20 protein-coding genes are annotated in these 22,702 nt (G+C 71.4%); 9 read left to right on the forward strand and 11 right to left on the reverse strand.

What is annotated here, in order from left to right; all coding sequences use genetic code 11:
- Positions 1 to 28: 28 nt before the first annotated feature.
- The 8 genes from ftsZ to murC form a co-directional block, all read right to left on the reverse strand.
- Positions 29 to 1,615 (reverse strand): cell division protein FtsZ, encoded by a 1,587-nt coding sequence (gene ftsZ / locus KF910_RS08195; protein WP_292260424.1) that lies wholly within the window; start codon positions 1,613 to 1,615, stop codon positions 29 to 31.
- Between the two features lie 192 nt (positions 1,616 to 1,807).
- Positions 1,808 to 3,133 carry a cell division protein FtsA gene (gene ftsA, locus KF910_RS08200; protein WP_292260426.1) on the reverse strand — a complete coding sequence of 442 codons (1,326 nt, stop codon included), beginning with the start codon at positions 3,131 to 3,133 and terminating at the stop codon, positions 1,808 to 1,810.
- A gap of 20 nt (positions 3,134 to 3,153) precedes the next feature.
- Positions 3,154 to 4,035 carry a cell division protein FtsQ/DivIB gene (locus tag KF910_RS08205; protein ID WP_292260429.1) on the reverse strand — a complete coding sequence of 294 codons (882 nt, stop codon included), beginning with the start codon at positions 4,033 to 4,035 and terminating at the stop codon, positions 3,154 to 3,156.
- The gene (locus tag KF910_RS08210) at positions 4,023 to 4,961 is read right to left on the reverse strand and encodes a D-alanine--D-alanine ligase (RefSeq protein ID WP_292260432.1); all 939 of its coding nucleotides are present in this window, start codon (positions 4,959 to 4,961) and stop codon (positions 4,023 to 4,025) included. Before KF910_RS08210 ends, KF910_RS08205 begins: the two co-directional genes overlap by 13 nt.
- 266 nt (positions 4,962 to 5,227) lie before the next feature.
- A complete protein-coding gene (gene murB / locus KF910_RS08215; RefSeq protein WP_292260870.1) occupies positions 5,228 to 6,151 on the reverse strand; it encodes a UDP-N-acetylmuramate dehydrogenase in 924 nt (307 codons plus the stop codon).
- Complete coding sequence (locus KF910_RS08220; protein ID WP_292260435.1) at positions 6,151 to 6,546, reverse strand: type II toxin-antitoxin system VapC family toxin; 396 nt, start codon at positions 6,544 to 6,546, stop codon at positions 6,151 to 6,153. Before KF910_RS08220 ends, murB begins: the two co-directional genes overlap by 1 nt.
- Entirely contained in the window at positions 6,546 to 6,791 is a 246-nt protein-coding gene (locus tag KF910_RS08225) for a type II toxin-antitoxin system VapB family antitoxin (protein ID WP_292260438.1), read from the reverse strand. The genes KF910_RS08220 and KF910_RS08225 overlap by 1 nt, the downstream gene beginning before the upstream one ends.
- Positions 6,792 to 6,884: 93 nt before the next feature.
- Positions 6,885 to 8,312: a UDP-N-acetylmuramate--L-alanine ligase gene (gene murC / locus KF910_RS08230; RefSeq protein ID WP_292260440.1), complete on the reverse strand. Its 1,428-nt coding sequence runs from the start codon at positions 8,310 to 8,312 to the stop codon at positions 6,885 to 6,887.
- A gap of 247 nt (positions 8,313 to 8,559) precedes the next feature.
- On the opposite strand from murC, the gene KF910_RS08235 reads away from it, so the two are divergent.
- From KF910_RS08235 to KF910_RS08245, 3 genes are all read left to right on the forward strand, one after another.
- Positions 8,560 to 9,639, forward strand: coding sequence for a site-specific DNA-methyltransferase (locus tag KF910_RS08235; RefSeq protein WP_292260443.1), 1,080 nt, complete (start codon positions 8,560 to 8,562; stop codon positions 9,637 to 9,639).
- Between the two features lie 128 nt (positions 9,640 to 9,767).
- Positions 9,768 to 10,883: a glycosyltransferase family 4 protein gene (locus tag KF910_RS08240; RefSeq protein WP_292260446.1), complete on the forward strand. Its 1,116-nt coding sequence runs from the start codon at positions 9,768 to 9,770 to the stop codon at positions 10,881 to 10,883.
- A 104-nt stretch (positions 10,884 to 10,987) separates the two neighbouring features.
- Positions 10,988 to 13,138 carry an amylo-alpha-1,6-glucosidase gene (locus KF910_RS08245; protein ID WP_292260449.1) on the forward strand — a complete coding sequence of 717 codons (2,151 nt, stop codon included), beginning with the start codon at positions 10,988 to 10,990 and terminating at the stop codon, positions 13,136 to 13,138.
- On the opposite strand, the gene mutY is transcribed toward KF910_RS08245, so the two are convergent.
- A complete protein-coding gene (gene mutY / locus KF910_RS08250) occupies positions 13,135 to 14,154 on the reverse strand; it encodes an A/G-specific adenine glycosylase (protein WP_292260452.1) in 1,020 nt (339 codons plus the stop codon). The two genes, KF910_RS08245 and mutY, sit on opposite strands and share 4 nt — an antisense overlap.
- 162 nt (positions 14,155 to 14,316) lie before the next feature.
- Between mutY and KF910_RS08255 the strand changes: the two genes are divergently transcribed.
- The 6 genes from KF910_RS08255 to KF910_RS08280 all read left to right on the forward strand — a co-directional run bounded on the left by KF910_RS08255 (position 14,317) and on the right by KF910_RS08280 (position 20,414).
- The gene (locus tag KF910_RS08255; RefSeq protein WP_292260454.1) at positions 14,317 to 14,859 is read left to right on the forward strand and encodes a DUF721 domain-containing protein; all 543 of its coding nucleotides are present in this window, start codon (positions 14,317 to 14,319) and stop codon (positions 14,857 to 14,859) included.
- Complete coding sequence (locus KF910_RS08260; protein WP_292260457.1) at positions 14,860 to 15,162, forward strand: hypothetical protein; 303 nt, start codon at positions 14,860 to 14,862, stop codon at positions 15,160 to 15,162. It abuts the gene before it with no gap.
- Positions 15,163 to 15,258: 96 nt separating this feature from the next.
- Positions 15,259 to 15,906, forward strand: a complete 648-nt coding sequence (locus KF910_RS08265) for a DsbA family protein (RefSeq protein WP_292260460.1) — start codon at positions 15,259 to 15,261, stop codon at positions 15,904 to 15,906.
- 5 nt (positions 15,907 to 15,911) lie between these two features.
- Entirely contained in the window at positions 15,912 to 16,532 is a 621-nt protein-coding gene (locus KF910_RS08270; RefSeq protein WP_292260463.1) for a thioredoxin domain-containing protein, read from the forward strand.
- Between the two features lie 10 nt (positions 16,533 to 16,542).
- Positions 16,543 to 19,983, forward strand: coding sequence for a chromosome segregation protein SMC (gene smc / locus KF910_RS08275; RefSeq protein WP_292260466.1), 3,441 nt, complete (start codon positions 16,543 to 16,545; stop codon positions 19,981 to 19,983).
- A complete protein-coding gene (locus KF910_RS08280; RefSeq protein ID WP_292260469.1) occupies positions 19,980 to 20,414 on the forward strand; it encodes a hypothetical protein in 435 nt (144 codons plus the stop codon). Before smc ends, KF910_RS08280 begins: the two co-directional genes overlap by 4 nt.
- Positions 20,415 to 20,422: 8 nt before the next feature.
- On the opposite strand, the gene murG is transcribed toward KF910_RS08280, so the two are convergent.
- Both murG and KF910_RS08290 read right to left on the reverse strand, forming a co-directional pair.
- The gene (gene murG, locus KF910_RS08285; protein ID WP_292260472.1) at positions 20,423 to 21,511 is read right to left on the reverse strand and encodes an undecaprenyldiphospho-muramoylpentapeptide beta-N-acetylglucosaminyltransferase; all 1,089 of its coding nucleotides are present in this window, start codon (positions 21,509 to 21,511) and stop codon (positions 20,423 to 20,425) included.
- 8 nt (positions 21,512 to 21,519) lie between these two features.
- A complete protein-coding gene (locus tag KF910_RS08290) occupies positions 21,520 to 22,701 on the reverse strand; it encodes an FtsW/RodA/SpoVE family cell cycle protein (protein WP_292260475.1) in 1,182 nt (393 codons plus the stop codon).
- Position 22,702 lies beyond the last annotated feature (1 nt).

The following is a 22,702-nucleotide window of genomic DNA, read 5'->3' on the forward strand; positions in this document are numbered from 1 at the left end:
CTAATTCCTAACCCCTAAGCCCTACTCCCTAGTTCGCCAGTCGGCGAAGAAAGGAGGGGATTTCGAGGTCGTCGTCGGCCTGGCCCGTCTGGGGCGACTCGATCTCCGGCTCGGCCGGGACGGCGGCCGAGGCGCGTGGGCCGGGGCGGGCGCCGTAGGTTGGGGCCGGGGCGGCGCGGCGGCCGCGACCGAACAGGCTCCAGCCCGACTTGCGGTGATGATCGCCGTCGTCGGCCGGATAGTCGTCGGCCGCCCCGGTCTCGGGCGCGGCGACCGGGGCGGCCCGGTCCATGTAGAGGTCGCCCTGGACCGTCGGGGCGGCGGCGCGGGCGGCGGCGGGCTCGCCGGCTTCATAGGCCTCGACCCAGGGATCGATGATCGGCTCCAGGGTGCGCGGCGCCTCGGCGGCGTGGATCACCGGCTCGGCCCGGGTCTCGGCGGCCGTGGCGGGCGCGAAGGTCGGCTGGACCACCGGCGCCTCGGCGCGGGCGGCGGGGGCCGGACGGGCCGGAGCTTCGGCGCGGACCGGCTCGGCGCGCGCGGCCTCGTAACGGGTCGGGACGGGTTGAGGCGCGGCGGCCTGGGGCGCGCCCGGGCGGCGGATGTCGCCGGGACGGGCGGCCGGGGTCGGCTCGATCTTCTGCATCGAGGCCTCGTCCATGCCGGTGGCGACCACCGAGACGCGGATCTTGCCGTCCAGGGCCGGATCGAAGGCGGCGCCGAAAATGATGTTGGCGTCGGCGTCGACTTCCGCCGAGATGGCGTTGGCGGCCTCATCGACCTCCAGCAGGGTCATGTCCATGCCGCCGGTGATGTTGACCAGGACGGCCTTGGCGCCCTTCAGGCTGGTCTCGTCCAGCAGGGGATTGGCGATGGCGTTCTGGGCCGCCAGCAGGGCGCGGTCCTCGCCCTCGGCCTCGCCGGTGCCCATCATGGCCTTGCCCATTTCCGACATGACGGCGCGGACGTCGGCGAAGTCCAGGTTGATCAGGCCCGGCAGGATCATCAGGTCGGTGATCGAGCGCACGCCCGAGTGCAGCACCTGGTCGGCCATGCCGAAGGCGTCGGCGAAGGTGGTGCGCTCATTGGCGACGCGGAACAGGTTCTGGTTCGGAATGACGATCAGGGTGTCGACGTAGCGCTGAAGCTCGGCGATGCCCGCGTCGGCCAGCCGCATGCGGTGGCGGCCCTCGAAGGTGAAGGGCTTGGTCACGACGCCGACGGTCAGGATGCCGCGGTCGCGGGCGCATTTGGCGATGATGGGGGCCGCGCCCGTGCCGGTGCCGCCGCCCATCCCGGCGGTGATGAAGATCATGTGCGCGCCTTCCAGGTGCGCGTGAATCTCGTCGGCGGATTCCTCGGCGGCGTTCATGCCGACTTCCGGATGCGCCCCCGCCCCCAGGCCTTGGGTGATCGTCTCGCCCAGTTGGATGCGGCGGTCGGTCTTGGCGAACGACAGGTGCTGGGCGTCGGTGTTGGCGACGACGAACTCGACCCCTTCAAGGCCGGCGTCGATCATGTTGTTGACGGCGTTGCCGCCCGCCCCGCCCACGCCGAAGACGACGATGCGAGGCTTCAGTTCCGTGGTTTCCGGACGCACCAGAGAAAGAGACATGTAAGTTCCGACCTTCCGACCCTGCCCTGTCCGCCCCGCGAAATCCCGCCGATTCGCCAGTGGTTACGGGCGTCTTAAGGAAACGCCGGGAGCGTTAAGGGAAGGTTACCGGATAGCTTGAGTCGGACCCCCGCGAAGGGGTTTCGTTAACCTTGGCCGCAAATTTTCCGTGCCCGGATGGGGCGTTCGGGGTCAGAGGTTGTCACGCAGCCAGCCGGCGGCGCGCGCGACCAGGTTGCCGCGATGCACGCGCGGGGCGTCGGCGGCGCCGATCTGGCGCGACATCAGCTTGCGCGCCGAGACCGCCTCGCGCGGGCCGTAGGCGGCGCGCAGCAGCACCCCGGCCGAGGCGCAGAAGGCCGGACCGGAGGCGGCGTCGGCCAGGTGGGGCGCGCGCTGGGGCCGGCCCAGGCGCACGGGCCGGTCGAAAATGCGGACGGCCAGTTCGCGCACGCCCGTCAGCTGGCTGCCGCCGCCGGTCAGGACCACTCCGGCGCCAGGATCGATCAGGGCGCCCTTTTCGCGCAGGCGGTCGCGCAGCAGCTCCAGCGTCTCCTCGACCCGGGCCGAGATGATGGTCTTCAGCATGGCGCGCGGCACCACGACCGGGCCGGCGGAGGGGTCTTCGCCGCGCGGGGGCGCCTCCAGCATCTCGCGGTCCTCGTTGGCCGAGGCCATGGCCGAGCCGTGCAGGGTCTTCAGACGCTCGGCGCCCGAACGGCTGGTCGACAGGGCGCAGGCGATGTCGGAGGTGATGTGGTCGCCTCCGACGCCGACGCTTTCGACATGGATCAGGGACCGGTCGCGCCAGACGGCCGCGGTGGTGGCCCCGCCGCCCATGTCGATACAGACGCAGCCCAGGTCCATCTCGTCCTCCTCCAGCGCCGCCAGGGAGGAGACGACGGGGGCCGAGACGACGCCCTGGAGGTCCAGATGGGCCAGCTCCAGACAGTGGCTGAGGGCGCCGAAGACGCTCTCGGCCATCGACACCACCAGCAGGTCCAGGCCCAGGGCGCCGCCGCGCATGGCGCGCGGGTCGCGCACCCCGCGGGCGCCGTCGACCGACCAGGCGACGGGCAGGACATGGATGGGCCGGCGGTTGGGCAGTTTGAGCCTGGCCAGGGCCAGGCCGATGGCGCGGGCCAGGTCGGCGTCGTCGATCGGCCGGGCGCCCAGGGAGACCTCGGCGCGGATGCGGTGGCTGGCCATCTGGCCGATCGGGGTGGTGACGATGACGCCCGAGACCGCGGCCCCGGCGGCCCGTTCGGCCCGTTCGACAGCGTGGCCGATGGCGCCGGCGGCCTCGTCCATGTTGACGATGGCCCCGCCCTTGATCCCCTTGGCCTGGACATGGCTGGCCCCGGCGACGCGGATGGTGCGGTCGGCGTGGCGCACCCCGTCCGGCTTCATGATGAAGCAGGAGACCTTGGAATGGCCCAGGTCCAGGGCCGCGACCACGGGCGCGCGCGCGGCGCCCAGGGCGGCGGTCTTCGGATTGTCACCCACGCGTCCGGCCATACGCCCGCGACTCCTTCAGATCACGCATCACCGCCGTCGGAGGGCCGGACGGCGATCTCCTCGGGCGTTCTCAGGTCGACCCGGGCGAAGCCCAGGTCCAGCAGGCGCTCGCGCTGGTCCAGGGCGTCCAGCCGGATCAGGGCGGCATCCTGGCCCAGGGCCGGCAACTGGATCAGCGACCCGTCCTTGAGCCGCAGGTCCCAGCGGCGCTCGTCCACCCGCACCAGGGCGTCGACGCGGCCCATCAGGCGCGGGCGCTGGGCCAGAAGCGGCAGGATGTCGGCGGCGGCCTGGTCGGCGCCCTTGCCGACCACCAGGGGCAGCTGGGGATAGCGGGCCGCCTGGGCGCCGGGAATGACCGCCCCGTCGCCGTCGATGACCCAGGCGCGGCCGGCGTTCTGCCACACGGCCAGGCGGTCGTGCTCCTGGACCTCGACGATCAGAGTGTCGGGCAGCAGGCGGACCACGCGCGCCTCGCGCACCCAGCCGACGGCCTCGACCTGGCGGCGCAACTGGTCCAGGTCCAGGCCGATGATGGGCATGCCGGACTGAAGCGCCAGCGCCTGCTGGATCGCCGGCTGGGCCTCGGCCGAGGCGCCGGTGACATGGACGCGGCGCAGCTTCAGCCCCATGCCGGTGGTCACACCGTCGACCCCGTGGGAGACCGAGGCGCCGATGCGTTCGGCCCGGCCGCCGGTGGCCAGGACGGCGACCAGGACCAGGGCGCCGGCCGCCATGCTGAGCATCACCGCGCGCGGCGACAGGTCCAGCCGGCCCAGGGCCGCGACCTTGGCCGGGGTGGCCGGGGCGTTGCGGGGCGCGCGGCCGCGCCCGGCGCCCGAGCCGCCGCGTCCGCCCGCCGGCGCGCCCTGACGTCTGCCGCCGCGAACTACCGCCGGCATGAGGCGTCCTCCACCATCCATCGAACCAGGGCCGGGTAGTCCATTCCCGCGTGCGCGGCCTGTTCGGGCACGAGCGAGGTCGGGGTCATTCCCGGCTGGGTGTTGACCTCCAGCAGGACGAGATCGTCCTTAACATCGTCATAACGGAAGTCGGCGCGCGACACCCCGCGGCAGCCCATGGCGGCGTGGGCGCGCTCGGCCTGGCGCAGGCAGCGCTCGAACACCGCCGGCGGCAGGGGGGCCGGCAGGACGTGGACCGAGCCCCCGGGGGCGTATTTGGCCTCATAGTCGTAGAAGCCCTTGACCGGGGTGATGTCGGTCACGGTCAGGGCGCGCGGGCCGGACGCCTCACCCAGGACGGCGACGCACAGTTCGCGCCCGGCGATGAAGGGCTCGACCATCACCTGTTCGCCATAGGTCCAGTCGTCGGCGCCGACGGCGGTCTGGGGGGCGTTGGCGCCCTCGGGCACCAGGAAGACACCGACGGACGAGCCCTCGGCGTTCGGCTTGATCACATAGGGCGGGGCGATGACGTGGCGGCGCGCCACCTCATGCCGGTCGAACAGGCCGCCGCCCGGAACGGCCAGGCCGGCGGCCGCCAGCACGGCCTTGGACTTGTCCTTGTCCATGGCCAGGGCCGAGGCCAGGACGCCGGAATGGGTGTAGGGAAGGGCCAGGGTCTCCAGCACCCCCTGGACGCAGCCGTCCTCGCCCCAGACGCCGTGCAGGGCGTTGAAGGCGACGTCGGGCTTCAGCGCGGCCAGCACCTGGGCCAGGTCGCGGCCGGCGTCGACGCGGGTGACGCGATAGCCGACCGTCTCCAGGGCCGCGGCGCAGCCTTCGCCGGACGACAGGGAGACCTCGCGCTCGGACGACAGCCCGCCCATCAGGACGGCGACGTGCATGTCTTGGGGACGGCGGGTCATGCGGAACTCGAAACGGGCGCGAGCCACCTTGATCGCCGAAGGTTGGTTTACGCCGGGTTTACTAAGAGCCGATCTCGACGAGTCTTCTCTCCTCGAGGGAGAGGCCGCAGTCGTCTCCTCCCCATTTCATGGGGAGGGGGACCGCCGCAGGCGGTGGAGGGGATCTTCAGGGGCGCCAAGACAGAACCCCTCCGTCTCGTCGGCTGTCGCCGCCGATCCACCTCCCCATCGCTGCGCGACAGGGAGGAGACGGGAAGGCAGGCCTTTCAGCCGGGCCGCCCGATCCGCCGGATCTCCCAGTCCAGCTGGACGCCGGTCTTCTTCAGGACATCGGCGCGCACGGCCTCGCCCAGCGCCTCTATGTCGGCGGCGGTGGCCTCGCCGGGGTTGATCATGAAGTTGGAATGCAGGTCGCTGAACATCGCCCCGCCGCCCCCAAAAGGAAGTGGCGCGGCGTGAAGCCGGCCGCGCCAGCCCGCCTCGTCCACCAGTTTCCATGACGAATGGCCGGGCGGGTTCTTGAAGGTGGAGCCGCCGGTCTTTTCGCGGATCGGCTGGGTCTGTTCGCGGCGGGCGGTGATCTCGTCGATCCGGGCCTGGACGGCCTCGGGCGCGTCGGGCGTCCCGCGATAGACGGCCTCGACCCAGATGATGTCGGCGGGGGCCTTTGAATGGCGGTAGGTGTAGCCGAAGTCGGCCAGGGCGTAGTCGACCCGTTCGCCCGCCCGGTTCAGCCCCCAGGCCGAGACCAGCACATCCTTGGTCTCCGACCCATAGCAGCCCGCGTTCATGGTCAGGGCGCCCCCGACCGCGCCGGGAATGCCGGCATAGAACTCCAGCCCCGCCAGGCCCGCCCTGGCGCTGGCGCGGGCCACCATGCTGTCCAGCGCCCCGGCCCCGGCGGTGATCGTATCGCCATCAGCGTTCACCTGACCCCAGGCGCGGCCGGCCAGGCGGATGACCACCCCCTCGATCCCGCCGTCGCGGACGATGACGTTGGAGCCGACGCCCAGCACCGTCACCGGGACCGCCGGGTCCAGCGCCTTCAGGAAGTCCGCCAGATCGTCGGCGTCGGCCGGAATGAACAGCACATCCGCCGCCCCGCCCACCCGAAACCAGGTGTAGGGCGCCAAGGGCTCGTCCCGCAGCAGCTTGCCGCGTGTGGGGGGAAGGTGGTCGCGCCAGGTCATCATGCGGGCTCGATATCGGTGCGGGTGAAATCGTCGTCCTTGTAGAGCATGGGCGCATTTGCCTGGCGCGCGCAGGCATAGGCGAAGCAGTCGCCGAAATTCAGCGCGGCGGGATGACGGCCCTTGCCATAGCGGGCGTGGGCGGCAAGCGCCCCATGTCGCACTTCGGCCGGAACGGCCAACACCTCGACGCCGAACGCCTTGAGAAACGCCTCGACCGCGGTCTCGCTGTCATCGAGGTCAAGCCTGAGGCGACGGGCCACGGCCAGGGTCGCCTCCCACACGGCCAGGGGCGAGGTGATCCGACGTGGGTAGGTTGCCATGCGCGCGAACAGATGGCGCGCATCATCCTCGTCCGTGAGGATCGCCGTGATCGCCGAAGCGTCCAGGAACATCAGGACTCCTCATAAAGGCCGTCGATCCAGGCCTTATCCACCGGCTGCCCGCCTTCCCGATCGCCCCGTGCGATCAAGGCGCGCGTAAAGGCCACCCCGCGCTCGACGAAATCGGAGGGCGTTTCAACCTGGTCCAGCTCGCGGCGCAAGGCGCGGCGGACCGCCTCGGTCTTGCTGATGCGGCCGATACGGCTCAGGCGCTCGGCCATCTGATCGACTTCCGGATCTTTCACGTAAAGAGCCATGGTATATCCTCAGCGGTATATAGATATATTATCGCATGGATATAGGGTTGTCGCCCTCTCGATGAAACGGGACAGGCGCGAGGGCCGCAAGGCTCAAGCCAGGGCCTCCAGCTGGGCCGGAAGGGCATAGGCCCACTGGGTGATGTCGCCGGCGCCCAGAAGGACCACCAGGTCGCCGGGCCGGGTTTCGGCCGCGATCGCCTGGGCCAGGGCGGCGGGGCCTTCCAGCGCCTGGACCTGACGATGGCCGAAGCGGCGCACCCCTTCGACCAGGGCGTGTTTGTCGACCCCCTCGATCGGCGCCTCTCCGGCCGGATAGACGTCGGCGACCAGCACCGAATCCGCCTCGGAGAAACAGGTCGAGAAATCGTCCATCAGGTCGCGCAGGCGGGTGAAGCGGTGCGGCTGGACCACGGCGACCACGCGGCCGCCGGCGTCCTCGCCCTGGACCACCTCGCGCGCGGCCTTCAGCACGGCGGCGATCTCGACCGGGTGGTGGCCGTAGTCGTCGATGATCCGCACCCCCCGGGCCACCCCGGTGGTGGTGAAGCGGCGGCGGACCCCGCCGAACCCGGCCAGGCCGGCGCGGATGGCGTCGTCGTCCACCTGAAGCTCACGCGCCACGGCGATGGCGGCCAGGGCGTTCGACAGATTGTGGGCCCCGGTCATGGGCAGGCGGACGCCCTCGATCCGGTGCGCCTCGCCGTTCTGGATGACCACGTCGAACCGGGCGCCGTCGGCCCCCATGGTCACGTTCTCGGCCCGGACCATGGCCTGGGGGTTCAGGCCATAGGTGACCAGCCGCCGGTTGTCGATGCGCGAGACCAGGCGCTGGACCTCCGGATGGTCCAGGCAGACCACGCCGAAGCCGTAGAAGGGAATGTCCTCGATGAAGTCGCAGAAGGCCTTACGCACCGCGTCGAAGTCGCCGTAGTGGTCCAGGTGTTCCGGGTCGATGTTGGTGATGATGGCGACGGTGCATTTCAGGCGCAGGAAGCTGCCGTCGCTTTCGTCCGCCTCGACCACGATCCAGTCGCCGTCGCCGACTTTCGCATTCGTGCCATAGGCGTTGATGATGCCGCCGTTGACCACGGTCGGGTCCATGCCGGCGGCGTCCAGAAGGCTGGCGACCATGGAGGTGGTGGTGGTCTTGCCGTGGGTGCCGCCCACACCGATCGAGAACTGCAGCCGCATCAGCTCGGCCAGCATCTCGGCCCGGCGGACCAGGGGAATCCGCCGCCGGCGCGCCTCGACCAGTTCGGCGTTGTCGGCCTTGACCGCCGTGGAATAGACGACGGCCGAAACCCCCTCGCCGACATGTTCGGCGTCGTGGCCGATGAAGATGCGCGCGCCCAGCCGCTCCAGCCGTTCGGTGTTTGCGCTGGCCTTGGCGTCGGACCCCTGAACCCGATAGCCGATCTTCAGCATGATCTCGGCGATGCCGCTCATGCCGATGCCGCCGATGCCCACGAAATGGACGGGGCCGAGGTCGAAGGGGACGGGGCGTAGGCGAGCGATCATTGAGGCGTCTTAGCGGGGTCGATGATCGAATGCACGAGGGCGCGACAAGAACCCCTCCACCGCTTCGCGGTCCCCCTCCCCACGCCGTGGGGAGGAGACATGGCGACCGTCTCCTCCCTGTCGCGCCAGCGATGGGGAGGTGGATCGGCGGCGTAGCCGACGAGACGGAGGGGTTCTGTCAAGGAATCAACCCCGCCTTAACCGTAAGGATTCACCGTGGCGGCCCTGAGTTTGCCGGGGCCGAGCCATGTCCGAGTTCAAGACCGACGTCATCCATCGCGGCGACTGCATCGAGGTGCTGCGGTCGATGCCCGACGCCTGCGTCGATATGGTGTTCGCCGACCCGCCCTATAACCTCCAGCTGGGCGGCGACCTGCTGCGGCCCGACAATTCCAAGGTCGATGCGGTCGATGACGACTGGGACCAGTTCGAGAGCTTCGCCGCCTATGACGCCTTCTGCCGCGACTGGCTGAAGGAATGCCGCCGGGTGCTGAAACCGGAAGGGTCGATCTGGGTGATCGGCAGCTATCACAACGTCTTCCGTCTGGGGTCGGCGATCCAGGACCTGGGGTTCTGGGTGCTGAACGACATCATCTGGCGCAAGTCGAACCCGATGCCGAACTTCAAGGGCACGCGCTTCACCAATGCGCACGAGACCCTGATCTGGGCCGCCAAATCGCGCGAGCAGAAGCGCTACACCTTCAACTATGACGCGCTGAAGGCCTTCAACGAAGACACCCAGATGCGGTCCGACTGGACCTTCGCCCTGTGCACGGGCGAGGAGCGGATCAAGGACGCCGACGGCAAGAAGGCTCATCCGACCCAGAAGCCCGAGGCCCTGCTGCACCGGGTGCTGCTGGCCGCCACACGGCCGGGCGACGTGGTGTTGGACCCCTTCTTCGGCACGGGTACGACGGGGGCGGCGGCCAAACGGCTGGGGCGGCATTTCATCGGCATCGAGCGGGATGAGGGCTACGCCAAGGTGGCCGAAAAGCGGATCAAGGCCGTGGTCCCGGCCGCGCCCGAGGACCTGACGGTCATGGGATCGAAGAAGGCCGAGCCCAAGGTGCCGTTCGGGGCCCTGGTCGAGGCTGGGCTGCTGCGGCCGGGTGATCGGCTGTATTGTCCCAAGGGCGAACGCGAGGCGCGGGTGCGGGCGGACGGGTCCCTGGTCCACGGCGCCCTGACCGGCTCGATCCACAAGCTGGGCGCCCTGCTGGAAAACGCCCCGGCCTGCAACGGCTGGACCTACTGGCGCTTCAAGTCGGACCAGGGGTTCAAGTCGATCGACGCCCTGAGGGAACAGGTCCGCGCCGGGATGCAGTGACGGGCGCCAGCTTGGCCTTAAGCGCCCGTCTTCACGTTTGAAATTCGGCGTCCGGCGCGCGGAACCGGGGTCGCTCCGGAGGATTGAGGGAGCAGCGCGGACATGTGTCCCGCGCCGGAGTTTCCCACATGAAAATCGCCCAGGTCACGCCCCTTTATGAAGCCGTGCCGCCCAGACTGTATGGCGGCACCGAACGCGTCGTCGCCCATCTGACCGAAGCCCTGGTCGACCTGGGGCACGACGTCACCCTGTTCGCCAGCGCCGACGCCCAGACGCGGGCGCGGCTGGCCCCGGTGCGCGACCAGGCCCTGAGGCTGGACCCGGCGCCGCTGAAGTCGGACCTGGCGGCGCACATGACCATGCTGGCCCAGGTGATGGACCGGGCGGACGAGTTCGACATCATCCATTTCCACACCGACATGGTGCATTTCCCCTTCTTCCGGCGCTGGGCCGACAGGACGGTGACGACCCTTCACGGGCGGCTGGACATGAAGGACTTGCCCCAGGTGTACGACCGCTGGTCCCAGTTCGGCCTGGTGTCGATCTCGGACGATCAGCGCCGGCCCCTGCCCCGCGCCAACTGGAAGGCGACCGTTCATCACGGCATGCCGGGCGACCTTTATCGGTTCTCCTCGAAGTCGGACGGCTATCTGGCCTTCCTGGGCCGGATCTCGCCGGAGAAGCGGCCGGATCGGGCCATCGAGATCGCGGCCAAGCTGAACAGGCCGCTGAAGATGGCGGCCAAGGTCGACGCCGCCGACAAGGTCTATTGGGAGACGGTCATCAGGCCGATGGTCGAGGCCAGTCCCCTGGTCGAATTCGTCGGCGAGATCGGCGACCATCAGAAGTCGGCCTTCCTGGGCGGGGCGGAGGCCCTGCTGTTCCCCATCGACTGGCCCGAGCCGTTCGGCCTGGTGATGATCGAGGCCATGGCCTGCGGGACGCCGGTGGTGGCCTTGCGCTGCGGCTCGACGCCCGAGGTGATCGAGGACGGCGAAACCGGCTTCCTGGTCGATACGGTCGAACAGGCGGTGGCGGCGGCCGGTCGGGCCCATTTGCTGGACCGGCAGGCGATCCGGGCCCGGTTCGACCTGCGCTTCTCGGCCACGGCCATGGCCCGGCGGTATCTCGATGTGTATGGCGACATCCTGGCGCGCAAGCCCTTCGCCGAGGCGCCCATGCCCGAGGTGGTGGCGCCGATCCGGCCTCTGGACGAGGCGCGCAGCTTCGCCGTCCCGGCCTGAGCGCTGAACCGACCGGGGGTCTTGTCCATTAGCGTACCAATGTGACCGCGATGGCGCCGCATTGAAGGGCGAGTCTGATCGCCGACGCCGACGACGGAGCCTTCATGGACGACGCCTACAGCGTGAACCTGGCTATGCCCGACACGACCGACGCCGGCGGCTCGGTCGAGCAGCTGATGGCGCTGAAGGACGGCGACCTGTTCCTGGTCGCCGACGGCTGGGGCGACCTGAGGGGCGGGGCCGACGGCCTGTTCGCCAACGACACCCGGATGCTGTCGCGCCTGATCCTGACCATAGGCGGGGCGCGGCCGTCGCGGCTGAGTTCGGGCGTGTCGCAGGACAATGTCTATTTCACCTGCCATTCGACCAACCGCGCCCTGCCGCCGATGGGCGAGCACCGCACCCCGGCGGGAGTCATGCATGTCGAGCGGCGGCGCTTCGTCTGGCAGGGCCGGCTGTATGAGCGGGTGCGGCTGACCAACCACGGGATCGAGGACCTGTGGGCGCCCCTGGCCTTCGATTTCGCGGCCGATTTCGCCGATATCTTCCAGGTGCGCGGCACGCCGCGGCTGAAACGCGGGACGGCCGAGCCGCCGACGCACGACGGGCGGCGGGTGACCTTCCGCTATCGCGGCCTGGACGCGGTGGAGCGGGTCAGCTGCCTGGCCTTCTCCGAGCCGCCGCACCGGCTGAACGGCGGCCGGGCCGAGTTCATGGTCACCCTGCCCCGGGGCGGGCGGCACGACCTGTATCTGGAGTGCGGGGTGGATCGCTGCGAGGCGCCGGACGCGGATCGGTTCCGGCGGGCGGCGGTGCAGGCCCAGTTGCACATGCGGGCCAAGCGGCGGCGCGGCGCCTCGGTGCGGGGACCGCGCAGCCCGCGCTTCAACGACTGGCTGGACCAGAGCCGTGCGGACGTGGCGCTTCTGACCACCGACCTGCCGACCGGACCCTATCCCTATGCCGGGACGCCCTGGTTCTCGACCCCGTTCGGGCGCGACGGGATCCTCTGCGCCTGGCAGATGCTGTGGCTGGATCCCAGCCTGGCCAGGGGGGTGCTGACCTATCTGGCGTCGCGCCAGGCGACCGAGGTCTCGGCCTTCATGGACGCCCAGCCGGGCAAGATCATGCACGAGACGCGCGGGGGCGAGATGGCGGCCCTGAAGGAGGTGCCGTTCGGCCTGTACTACGGGGGCGTGGACACCACCTGCCTGTTCGTGGCCCTGGCCGGCGCCTATGCGAAGCGGACAGGGGATTTCGAGTTGATCCGGCGGCTGTGGCCCCATCTGGTCGCGGCGGCGGACTGGATGCGCGACTATGGCGACAGCAATGGCGACGGCCTGATCGACTACGCCCGCGCGGCCGAGACAGGGCTGTCGAACCAGGGCTGGAAGGATTCCGAGGATTCCATCTTCCACGCCGACGGCCGCTTTCCCAAGGGACCGGTCGCCCTCTTGGAGGTCCAGGGCTACGCCTGGGCGGCGTGGCGGGCCATGGGCGACCTGGCCGAGATCATCGGCGATCCGCGCCGGATGGAGTGGGACGAGCGGGCCGACGCCCTGTGCCACCGGGTCGAGACCCGGTTCTGGATGGAGGACGAGGGTTTCTACGCCATCGCCCTGGACGGCGACGGGGAACCGTGCCGGTCGATCGCCTCCAACGCCGGCCATCTGCTGTTCACCGGCCTGCCGTCGCCGGAGCGGGCGGCGCGGGTGGCGCACCGGCTGCTGGGCGCCGAGTTCCGGTCCGGCTGGGGCCTGCGGACCCTGGCGACGGGCCAGGCGCGGTTCAATCCGATGAGCTATCACAACGGCTCGGTCTGGCCGCACGACACCGCCCTGGCCGCCGCCGGCATGGCGCGATACGGAGAGCGGGACGCGGTGGCCCTGCTGCTGGGCGAAATCTATGCGGCGGCGATGCATTTCCACCTGCGGCTGCCGGAACTGTTCTGTGGCTTCGAGCGCCAGCCGGGCGAACCGCCGATCGCCTATCCGGTCGCCTGCCTGCCCCAGGCCTGGGCGGCGGGGTCGGTCTTCCTGATGCTGCAGGCGGCGCTGGGGGTCCGTATCGACGCGGTCGAGGGGGTGATCGAGGTCGACGACCCCGTCCTGCCCGCCGGGATCGACAGGCTGAACGTCACCGATCTTCAGGTCGGAGAGGCGCGCATCGATCTTAATTTCCAACGCATCGACGGCCACACGGTGGTGATGCCCGAAAACCGGCGCGGAAAGGTGGCGGTGCGATCGAACCGCTAGCCCAGGGCGCGGTCCAGGGCTTTGCGGAAGACGGTCGGCAGGGCGCGGCGGGCCTGGGCCGGGTCGGTCCAGATCAGGTCCGACGCCGGGGCGCGGGCGGTCAGGACGTCCAGGGTCAGGGCGAAATGGGTGAAGACATGCTCGACCGAGCCGGCCGCGCGCCAGTCGGCGGCGAGGGGCGGCCGCGTCTCGGCAGGGGCCGCCGACCAGTCGGAGGTCGGCAGGCCCAGCATGCCGCCCAGCAGGCCCCGCTCGGGACGGCGGACCAGGCCGACGCGGCCCTGAGTGTCGATGACGACCCAGGCCACCCCCTGACGGCGGGGGCGGTCGGCCTTCGGTGTCTTCAGCGGATAGCGGGCGGGGTCGCCGGTCCTGCGGGCCTGGCAGAAGGCCGAAACGGGGCATTGGCCGCACAGGGGCGACCGGGGCCGGCAGAGGGTCGCGCCCAGGTCCATCAGCGCCTGGGCCCAGTCTCCGGGCCGGTCGTCGGCAACCAGGGACCCGGCCAGGCGGCGCAGTTCGGGCCGGGCCTTCGGCAGAGGCGTCTCCACGGCGAAGAGCCGAGCCATGACCCGCCCGACATTGCCGTCCACCACATTGGCGGGCCGGTCGAAGGCGATGGCGGCCACGGCGGCGGCGGTATAGGCGCCCACCCCCGGCAGGGCCAGCAGCCCAACCTCGGTGTCGGGAAAGACGCCGCCGTGATCGGCCGCCACGGCGCGGGCGGCCTTCAGCATGTTGCGCGCGCGGGCGTAGTAGCCCAGGCCGGCCCAGGCGGCCATGACGTCCGCGTCGTCCGCCCCCGCCAGGTCGGCGACCGTGGGCCAGCGGCCGGTGAAGGCGTGGAAATAGGGGGCGGCGTGCGGAACCGTCGTCTGCTGCAGCATCACCTCGGACAGCCAGACGCGATAGGGATCGGTTCGGCGTCCCGACCCGGGCGGCGCGCGCCACGGCAGAGCCCGCGCCTGGGCGTCATACCAGTCCAGCAGGGCGGCGCGCAGCGCGGGGATGTCCATCGCGCCCCTCATACTCCGTCATCCTCGGGCTTGTCCCGAGGACCCATGGCGACCGGGCCCTGATCGCGGACGATCAGAGTCTCCGGAAGGATCATCACGCTTCGAGAACGCACAACGATGGGTCCTCGGGACAAGCCCGAGGATGACGGCTATCATGGTCCCATGCGCCGCCCCCTGCCCACCGAAGCCGAGGCCCGCGAGATCCTGGCGCGGCGACGCACCCGCCCGGCGCCGCGGCCCGCGCCCAAGGCCGGTCGGCATCTGCAGAAACTGGTGAAGGGTCTGGACGATCAGTTCGGGCGCGGGGCGGGCGCGCTGGAGCCGCGCTGGCGCGAGATCGTCGGCGACCAGCTGGCGCGCGTCACCCGGCCGCAGAAACTGTCCAAGGGCCGGGGCGGAAGCGGCGGGGTGCTGGAACTGCGCGTCGCCGGGCCGGCGGCCCTGCTGGTCCAGCACCAGTCGGCGGAGATCCTGAGCCGGGTGAACCTGTTCCTGGGCGCCGGATCGGTCGAGAAGCTGAGGATCGCCCAGGGACCGGTCAAACCCCTGACCGAGGCGGCCGCCAAGCCCCGCCGGTCCGCCAGGCCCCCGCCCCTGCCCGCCGAGACCGAGGCGGAACTGGCCAGGGCGGTTGAACCGGCGCCGGAGGGGCTGAAGGCGGCGTTGAGGAAGCTGGGGCGGGCGGTGCTGGGGGGCGGCGGCTAGATGTCCGGCCTCGACCCTCTGGCCATGGCCTTCGGCCGACGGCTGCCCCGGCCGGTCAATATTGTGGTCAACCTGGTATGGTGGCCGGTGTTTCTGCTGACGGCAACGTCGCTGAACGCGGCGCTATACGCCAGGCTGGAAGGATATGCGGCGCAGGCGTGGGGAATCCATCGGCTGCCAACCTACTTCGAACTGTTTCCCGTGATGTTCCTCCTGGTGGGCGCGCAAACCCTGCATGGCATGGCCATCAAGAGGCGGGACGAACTGTCGCCGCCCGTGATCCGCAACAACCCTTTCCGTTGACAAAAAGTCGCCATCCCTGTTCTCGACTGTGGGAACCTTGAGCGCGCGCGTCCGTGGGGGAATCGCGCGATGATCCGCAAAACCCGAGGAAGACCCATGACCCGATATGCTTCGATGAGCCGCCGCGCGGCGATGACGGCCGCGGCCCTGGCGGCGATGGCGACCCTGTCGGGATGCGGCGGCGGCAAGGCCGGCGGCGCGGCCGAGGGCGACATGGCCCTGGGCGCCGCCGAGGGGGCCAAGGTCACGGTGGTGGAATACGCCTCGGTCACCTGCCCGCACTGCGCCGCCTGGCAGGAGAACACCTGGCCCCAGTTCAAGGCCCAGTTCGTGGACAACAACAAGGTCCGCTATGTCTTCCGCGAACTGCCGACCCCGCCGGTCGAGGTGGCCACGGCCGGCTTCCTGGTCGCGCGCTGCGCCGGCAAGGACAAATATTTCGACGTGGTGCACCAGCTGATGGCCACCCAGCAGGAGATGGTGGCCGGCAGCGGCGGGCCGCGCGGCTGGCTGCTGCGGACGGCCAACGCCGCCGGGCTGAGCGACCAGCAGTTCGAGGACTGCGTGCGCGACGCCGACGCCATCAAGGCCATGGAAGGCCGCATCCGCGAGGCCCAGGCGGCCGGGGTGACCGGCACTCCCGCCTTCTTCGTCAACGGCGTCCAGGTGGTGACCCCCGGCGGCGAGGGCGCGTCCATCGAGGACCTGACCAAGGCCATCGAGGCCGAGCTGGCCAAGGGCTGATCCCGATGCGGACGCTGGCGCGCATCCTGGCCACGGCGGCGGTCCTGATCGGGGCCGGCGCCATGACGCGCCAGGACGCGCCGGTCGCCCCCGTGCCGGCGGTCCACGCCAACGACCGCGTCATGGGCCGGGACGATGCGCCCGTGACCGTGATCGAATACGCCAGCTTCACCTGCCACGTCTGCGGCGACTGGCACGCCCTGGTCTGGCCCGAGTTCAAGCGCCGCTTCATCGACACGGGCCGGGTCAGGATGGTGATCCGCAACATGCCGACGCCGCCGGCCGAGCTGTCGATCCCGGCCGCCGCCCTGGCGCGGTGCGCGGCGCCCGAGCGGTTCTTCGACACCGCCGACGCCCTGTTCGACGGCCAGCCGGCCATCCTGCGCGGCGGGGACCAGGGCGCCTGGTTCGACGCCGCCGTGGCCGCCAGCGGCCGCACCCGCGCCCAGATCGACACCTGTGTGGCCCGCCCCGAGATCAAGACCTTCCTGGAGGCCGAGATCGCCGCCGGCGCCGCGGCGGGGGCGACCACCACCCCGGCCTTCTTCGTCAACGGGCGGCGGGTGCACGACCGCTCGCTGGGCGGGCTGGAGATCGCCATCCGCACCGCCGAGGAAGGGCGGTAAGAGGGCTGGGATGCAGTTCCAGCGCCTGAGGCTCGTCGGCTTCAAATCCTTCGTCGATCCGACCGAGGTGCATATCGAGCCGGGCCTGACCGGGGTGGTCGGCCCCAATGGCTGCGGCAAGTCGAACGTGCTGGAAAGCCTGCGCTGGGTCATGGGCGCCAACTCGGCCAAGGCCATGCGCGGCCAGGGCATGGACGACGTCATCTTCGCCGGCGCCTCGGGCCGCCCGCCGCGCAGCCACGCCGAGGTCCAGCTGACCATCGACAACGCCCAGAGGCGGGCGCCGCAGCCGTTCACAGATGCGGCGGTCCTGGAGGTGTCGCGCCGCATCGACCGGGGCCAGGGCTCGACCTATCGCATCAACGGCAAGGAGGTGCGGGCGCGGGATGTGCAGCTGCTGTTCGCCGACGCCTCGACCGGCGCCAACAGCCCGGCCCTGGTGCGGCAGGGGCAGATCAGCGAACTGATCGCCGCCAAGCCCCAGAACCGCCGTCGCATCCTGGAAGAGGCCGGGGGCGTGGCCGGCCTGCACACCCGGCGGCACGAGGCGGAACTGCGTCTGCGGGCGGCGGAAACCAATCTGGAACGGCTGGACGACATCGGCCGCGAACTGGAGACCGCGCTGGGCCGGCTGAAGCGCGAGGCGCGCCAGGCCGAGAAATACAAGAAGATCAGCGCCGAGATCCGCGCCTTGCAGGCGGCGCTGCTCTATGTCCGCTGGAACGACGCGCGGGTGGCGGCCGAGGCTGCGGCGGACGAATTGCGTGCGGCGGATACAGCGGTGGCCGAGACGGCCAAGGCCTCGGCGGCGGCCCAGACGGCGGCCCTTAAGTCCCAGGAGGCGCTGAAACCCGCGCGGGAAGAGGATGCGGTGGCGGCCGCCCTGCTGCACCGCGCGTCGCTGGAACGCGACCGGCTAGACATGGCCGAACAGGCGGCGCGGGCCGAGATCGAACGACTGGGCGCCGAGGCGGCCCGCATTAACGCCGACATCGAACGCGAAACCGGCATGGCCGCCGATGCGGAAGGTGAGCTGGCGCGCGTCGCCGCCGCCCTGGAGGCCCTGAACGCCGAGATCGCCGCCGCCCCCGAACGCGGGCCCGAACTGGAGGCCGCCCTCAATGCGGCGGAAGACGCCCGCCGTGCCGCCGACGCCGAGGTCGAACGGGTGGCCGGGGCCGTGGCGGCGGTCGAGGCGCGGGTCTCGGCCGAGACGGCCCGCAAACGCGACGCCGAGGCGCGGGTGACGCGGGCGGAACAGGCGCTGACAAACGCCCGGCGCGAGCGCGAGGCCCTGGGGCCGCTGGAGACGCCCCAGATCGCGGCGGCGCAAAAGGCGCTGGAAGCGGCCCAGGCCGATCTGGCGGCGGCGCGGGCGGCGGTCGAGGCGGCGGAGGCGGATCGCGGCGACCGGGCGCGGGCCGAGGCCGAGGCGCGGCAGGCGGCGCGGGCGGCCGAGGACCGGCTGGGCCGGTTGCAGACCGAGGCGCGGGGCCTGGCGCAACTGCTGGTCACCGCACGGCGCGAGCACGCCCCGGCGCTGGAAAGCGTGGCGGCGGACAAGGGTTATGAGGCGGCATTGGCCGCCGCTCTGGGCGACGATCTGGACGCGGCCCTGGACGCCAGGGCGGCGGCCTATTGGGCGGGGGCGACGGTCCCGACGCCGGACTGGCCCAAGGGGGTGACAGCGCTGTCGGCCCATGTGCGGGCGCCGGATCAATTGGCGGCGCGCCTGGCCCTGTGCGGGGTTGTGGCGCGGGATGCGGCGGCGGGCTTGGCCAGGAGCCTGCCGGTCGGGGCGCGCCTGGTGACGGTCGAGGGCGACCTCTACCGCTGGGATGGCTTCGTCCAGCGGGCCGAGGCGCCGCGGCCGGCGGCGGTGCGCCTGGCCCAGCGCACACGGCTGGCGGAACTGGAAAGCGAGATCGACACGGGCAAGCCGGCGCTGGAAACGGCGCAGGCCGCGATGAAGGCGGCGGTCGAGGCCCTGCGCGCCGCCGACGAGGCGGTGAAGACCGCCCGCGCGGCCCCCTTCCCCCTGGACAAGGCCGTCGGCGCCGCGCGCGACCGGCTGGAGGCCCTGACGCGGGACCAGGCGCGGAAAGAGGCGCGGGCCCAGGCCCTGGACGACGCCCTGGCGCGCCTGAGCGAAGAGGCCGAGGCGGCGCAGGCCGCCCTGGACGAGGCGTCGGGAACCGAGGCGCCGTCCGAGACGCTGGACGCCCTGCGCGGTGAATTGGCAGCTGCGCGCCAAGGCGCCGAGACGGCCCGCGCCGCCGCCGCGGCCGCCCGCGCCGAACGCGACGCCGAGGCGCGGGAGGGGGCGGCGCGCCAGTCGCGTCTGGACGGTCTGACCCGCGAACGCGACGGCTGGTCCAACCGCGCCCGCGACGCCCGCGTCCGCATCGGAACGCTGGAAAAGGACGCGGAAAAGACCGCCCAGCAGAAGACCCAGGCCGAGACGGCGCCCGCCGGTTTCGCCGAACAGCGCGCCCGCCTGCTGGATACGCTGACCACGGCCGAGACGCGCCGGTCGGCCGCGGCCGACGCCCTGTCGGTCGCCGAGGGGGAAGCGGGCGAGGCCGACCGCGCCGCCCGCGCCGCCGAGGCCGCCGCCGGCCAGGCGCGCGAGGCCCGCGCCGGTCTGTCGGCCCGCGCCGAGGCCGCCGCCGAGCGCCTGCTGGACGCCGCCAATCAGGTGCGCGAGACGGCCCAGATGTCGCCCGAGGAACTGGGCCAGAAGCTGAACGACGACGCTATCGCCCGCCCGCCCGACGCCGCCGGGGCAGAAAGCCTGCTGTACGGCCTGGAGCGCGAGCGCGAGGCCCTGGGCGCCGTCAACCTGAGGGCCGAGGAAGAGGCGACGGAATACGGCGACCGCCTGAACGCCATGCGCGAGGAGCGCAGCGACCTGACCCAGGCCATCGCCAAGCTGCGCGACGGCATCGACGAACTGAACGCCGAGGGGCGCGAACGTCTGATCGCCGCCTTCGACATCATCAACGACAATTTCAAGGCCCTGTTCGAGGCCCTGTTCGGCGGCGGCCAGGCCGAGCTGAAACTGGTCGAGTCGGACGATCCGCTGGAGGCCGGGCTGGAAATCTACGCCTGCCCGCCGGGCAAGCGGCTGTCGGTCATGAGCCTGATGAGCGGGGGCGAACAGGCCCTGACGGCGGCGGCCCTGATCTTCGCGGTCTTCCTGGCCAACCCCGCCCCCGTCTGCGTGCTGGACGAGGTGGACGCACCACTGGACGACGCCAATGTCGACCGCTTCTGCCGCATGCTGGACGAGATGCGAAAGCGCACCGATACCCGCTTCATCGTCATCACCCACAATCCGGTGACCATGAGCCGGATGGACCGCCTGTATGGCGTGACCATGCCCGAGCGGGGGGTGTCGCAACTGGTCAGCGTCGATCTGAGCCAGGCCGAGCGGATGGTGGAGGCGTGATCGCCCTGGTGGTCGCGGCAGCCCTGGTCCAGGCCACGCCGCAGCTGGTGCTGACCGGGGTCGGGCGCTGGGCCATGTTCGCCGACGCGGCCTCGATCACGGCCGACGGCGAGGGCGCGGTGCGGATGCGGTCGCTGCAGGTCGCGGACGCGGACTTCACCGCGGGCGACAAATCCTATTGGGGCGGCTGGTCCTGGTGGCGGTTCGACTGCGAGGCGCGAACGGGGCAGAGACTGGATTTCGCCGCCCTGGCCGCGGACGGGGCCGAGGGGCCGATCACCCCCGTCAACGGCGCGCCCGAACCCCTGGCGCCCGGCGGGGATGCGGCGGAACTGGCCGCCGTCGCCTGCGCCGCCGCGCCACCCGCCGCGGACGCCGCCACCGCCGAGGCGGCGGTGCGGCTGGGCCGGGCGCGTCTGGAGGCCCGCTGATCCAAGGATCAGCCCGCCGTCGCCTCGACCAGATCGGCCAGGCGCCGCGCGGCGTCGGGGATGGCGGCGGACCGGGCGGCGGCGGACATGGCCGCCAGTCGCGCCGGATCGGACAGCAGGGGCGCCAGGGTCTCGGCCAGGCGTGCGGGCGTCAGGTCATCCTCGGCGATGACCACGGCGGCCCCGGCCTCCACCAGGGCGCGGGCGTTCAGCGTCTGGTGGTCGTCGGTGGCGATCTTCAGCGGGACCAGGACCGAGGGCCGGCCCGCCACAGCCAGTTCCGAACAGGTCGAGGCCCCGGCCCGGCCGATCACCAGGTGGGCGGACGCCAAAAGACCCGCCATGTCGCGGAAGAAGGGGGCGACCTCGGCCTGGACCCCCGCCTCCAGATAGGTCTGGCGCGCGGCCTCCATGGCGTCGGGGCGGCTTTGCTGGCGCACCTTCAGCCGGGCGCGCAGATCGGGCGGCAGTTGCGCCAGGGCGGCGGGCACGGCCTCGGACAACAGGCGGGCGCCCTGGCTGCCGCCGGTGACCAGCACTTCGATCGGGCCGTCCGGCGCGGGCGGGGCGTATGCGCGGTCCATCAGGGCGGCGATCTCGGCGCGCACCGGGCTGCCGACCACCTGGGCGCGGGCCACGACGGCCGGGGCGGCGCGGCCCAGGGTCGAGAAGGAGGAGGCCACCGCCCTGACCCGCGGCGCCAGCATCCGGTTGGTCCGGCCCAGCACCGCGTTCTGCTCATGGATCACCGTGGGCAGGCCATCGACCAGGGCGGCGACCAGGGCCGGGGCCGACGGATAGCCGCCGAAACCGACGACGACGCCCGCGTCCAGGCGCCGGAAGGCCCGGCGCGCCTGGGTCACCCCCTTCAGGATCGCCAGACCGGCCTTCACCAGGCCGAGGGAGCCCGAGCCGGTGGCGGCGTCCAGGGCCAGTCTTTCCTCGGCCGGAAAGGCCTGGGCGTAGCGTTCACCGCGCGCATCGGTGGCCAGCACCACGCGCCAGCCGCGCGCCGCCATCTCGCGCGCCAGGGCCTCGGCCGGGAACATATGACCGCCGGTGCCCCCGGCGGCGACGATGCAGAGCTTGGACGGCACGGGGCTCCTCACGGGATCAGGCGGCGGCGCGGCGCCAGGGCGGCGCCCGGTTCATAGGCCCCCGGACGGCGCCGGGTCAGGGCCAGGGCGAACCCCATGGTCAGCCCCATGGCCAGCATGGACGATCCGCCATAGCTGATGAAGGGCAGGGTCATGCCCTTGGTCGGGATCAGGTTCAGGTTGACGGCGATGTTGATGCAGGCCTGCAGGCCGATCAGGACGAACAGGCCCGCCGCCGCCGTCTGGGCAAAGGGATCGACCAGCTTCATCGCCCGCCGCATGCCGCGCACCACGATGAAGGCGTAAAGGCCGATCATGGCCAGGGACAGGACCAGGCCGAACTCCTCGGCGCCGACCGAATAGATGAAGTCGGTGTGCAGGTCGGGGACATAGCGTTTCATCACCCCCTCGCCCACGCCGCGCCCGATCAGGCCACCGGCGCGGATGGCCTCGCTGGCGCGGTCGATCTGGAAGGTGGCGTCGGCGTCGGCCGATCCGTGCGCCGCCAGCCGGTCGCGGAAATGGCTGAAGCTGAGGAAGATGCCGACCAGGCCGGCGGCCCCGGCGGCGGCGATCCCCATGACCCATTTCAACGGCACCCCGGCCATGAAGAAGACGGCCATGAAGGTGGTGGTGATCAACAAGGTCTGGCCGATATCGGGCTGGATCAGCAGCAGGGCCACGGTCAGGCCCCAGGCGGCGAAGGCGATGGAGACGCCGGGCACCCCCTGGCCTTTCTGCGATTCGGCGAACATCCAGGCGGCGAAGACGATCAGACAGGGCTTGGCGAACTCGCTGGGCTGGAGGCTGAACGGCCCCAGGTTCACCCAGCGGGCGGCGCCCTTCACCGTGTCGCCGATGACCGGCAGCAGGGCCATGACGAAGACCGCCCCCAAAAGGCCCAGGACGGCGATGCGACGCACCCCGCGCGGCGACAGCAGGGAGGCGGTCAGCATCATCCCCACCCCCGCCGCGGCGAAGACGATCATGCGCCAGGAATAGTGGAAGGGATCCCGGATCGATTCGTCGGCCAGTATGGCCGCGGGGCTGGAGGCGAAGCTGAGGGCCACCCCCAGGCCGACCAGGGCCAGGGCGGCCGACAGCAGGCCGCGATCGACCGTCCAGAACCATTGGGCGACCAGGCTCTGGTCATTGCGCGAGAAAGGGTGTGACCAGGACGGGGTGGTCATG

The organism is Brevundimonas sp. (assembly GCF_019636155.1).
GTDB lineage: Bacteria > Pseudomonadota > Alphaproteobacteria > Caulobacterales > Caulobacteraceae > Brevundimonas.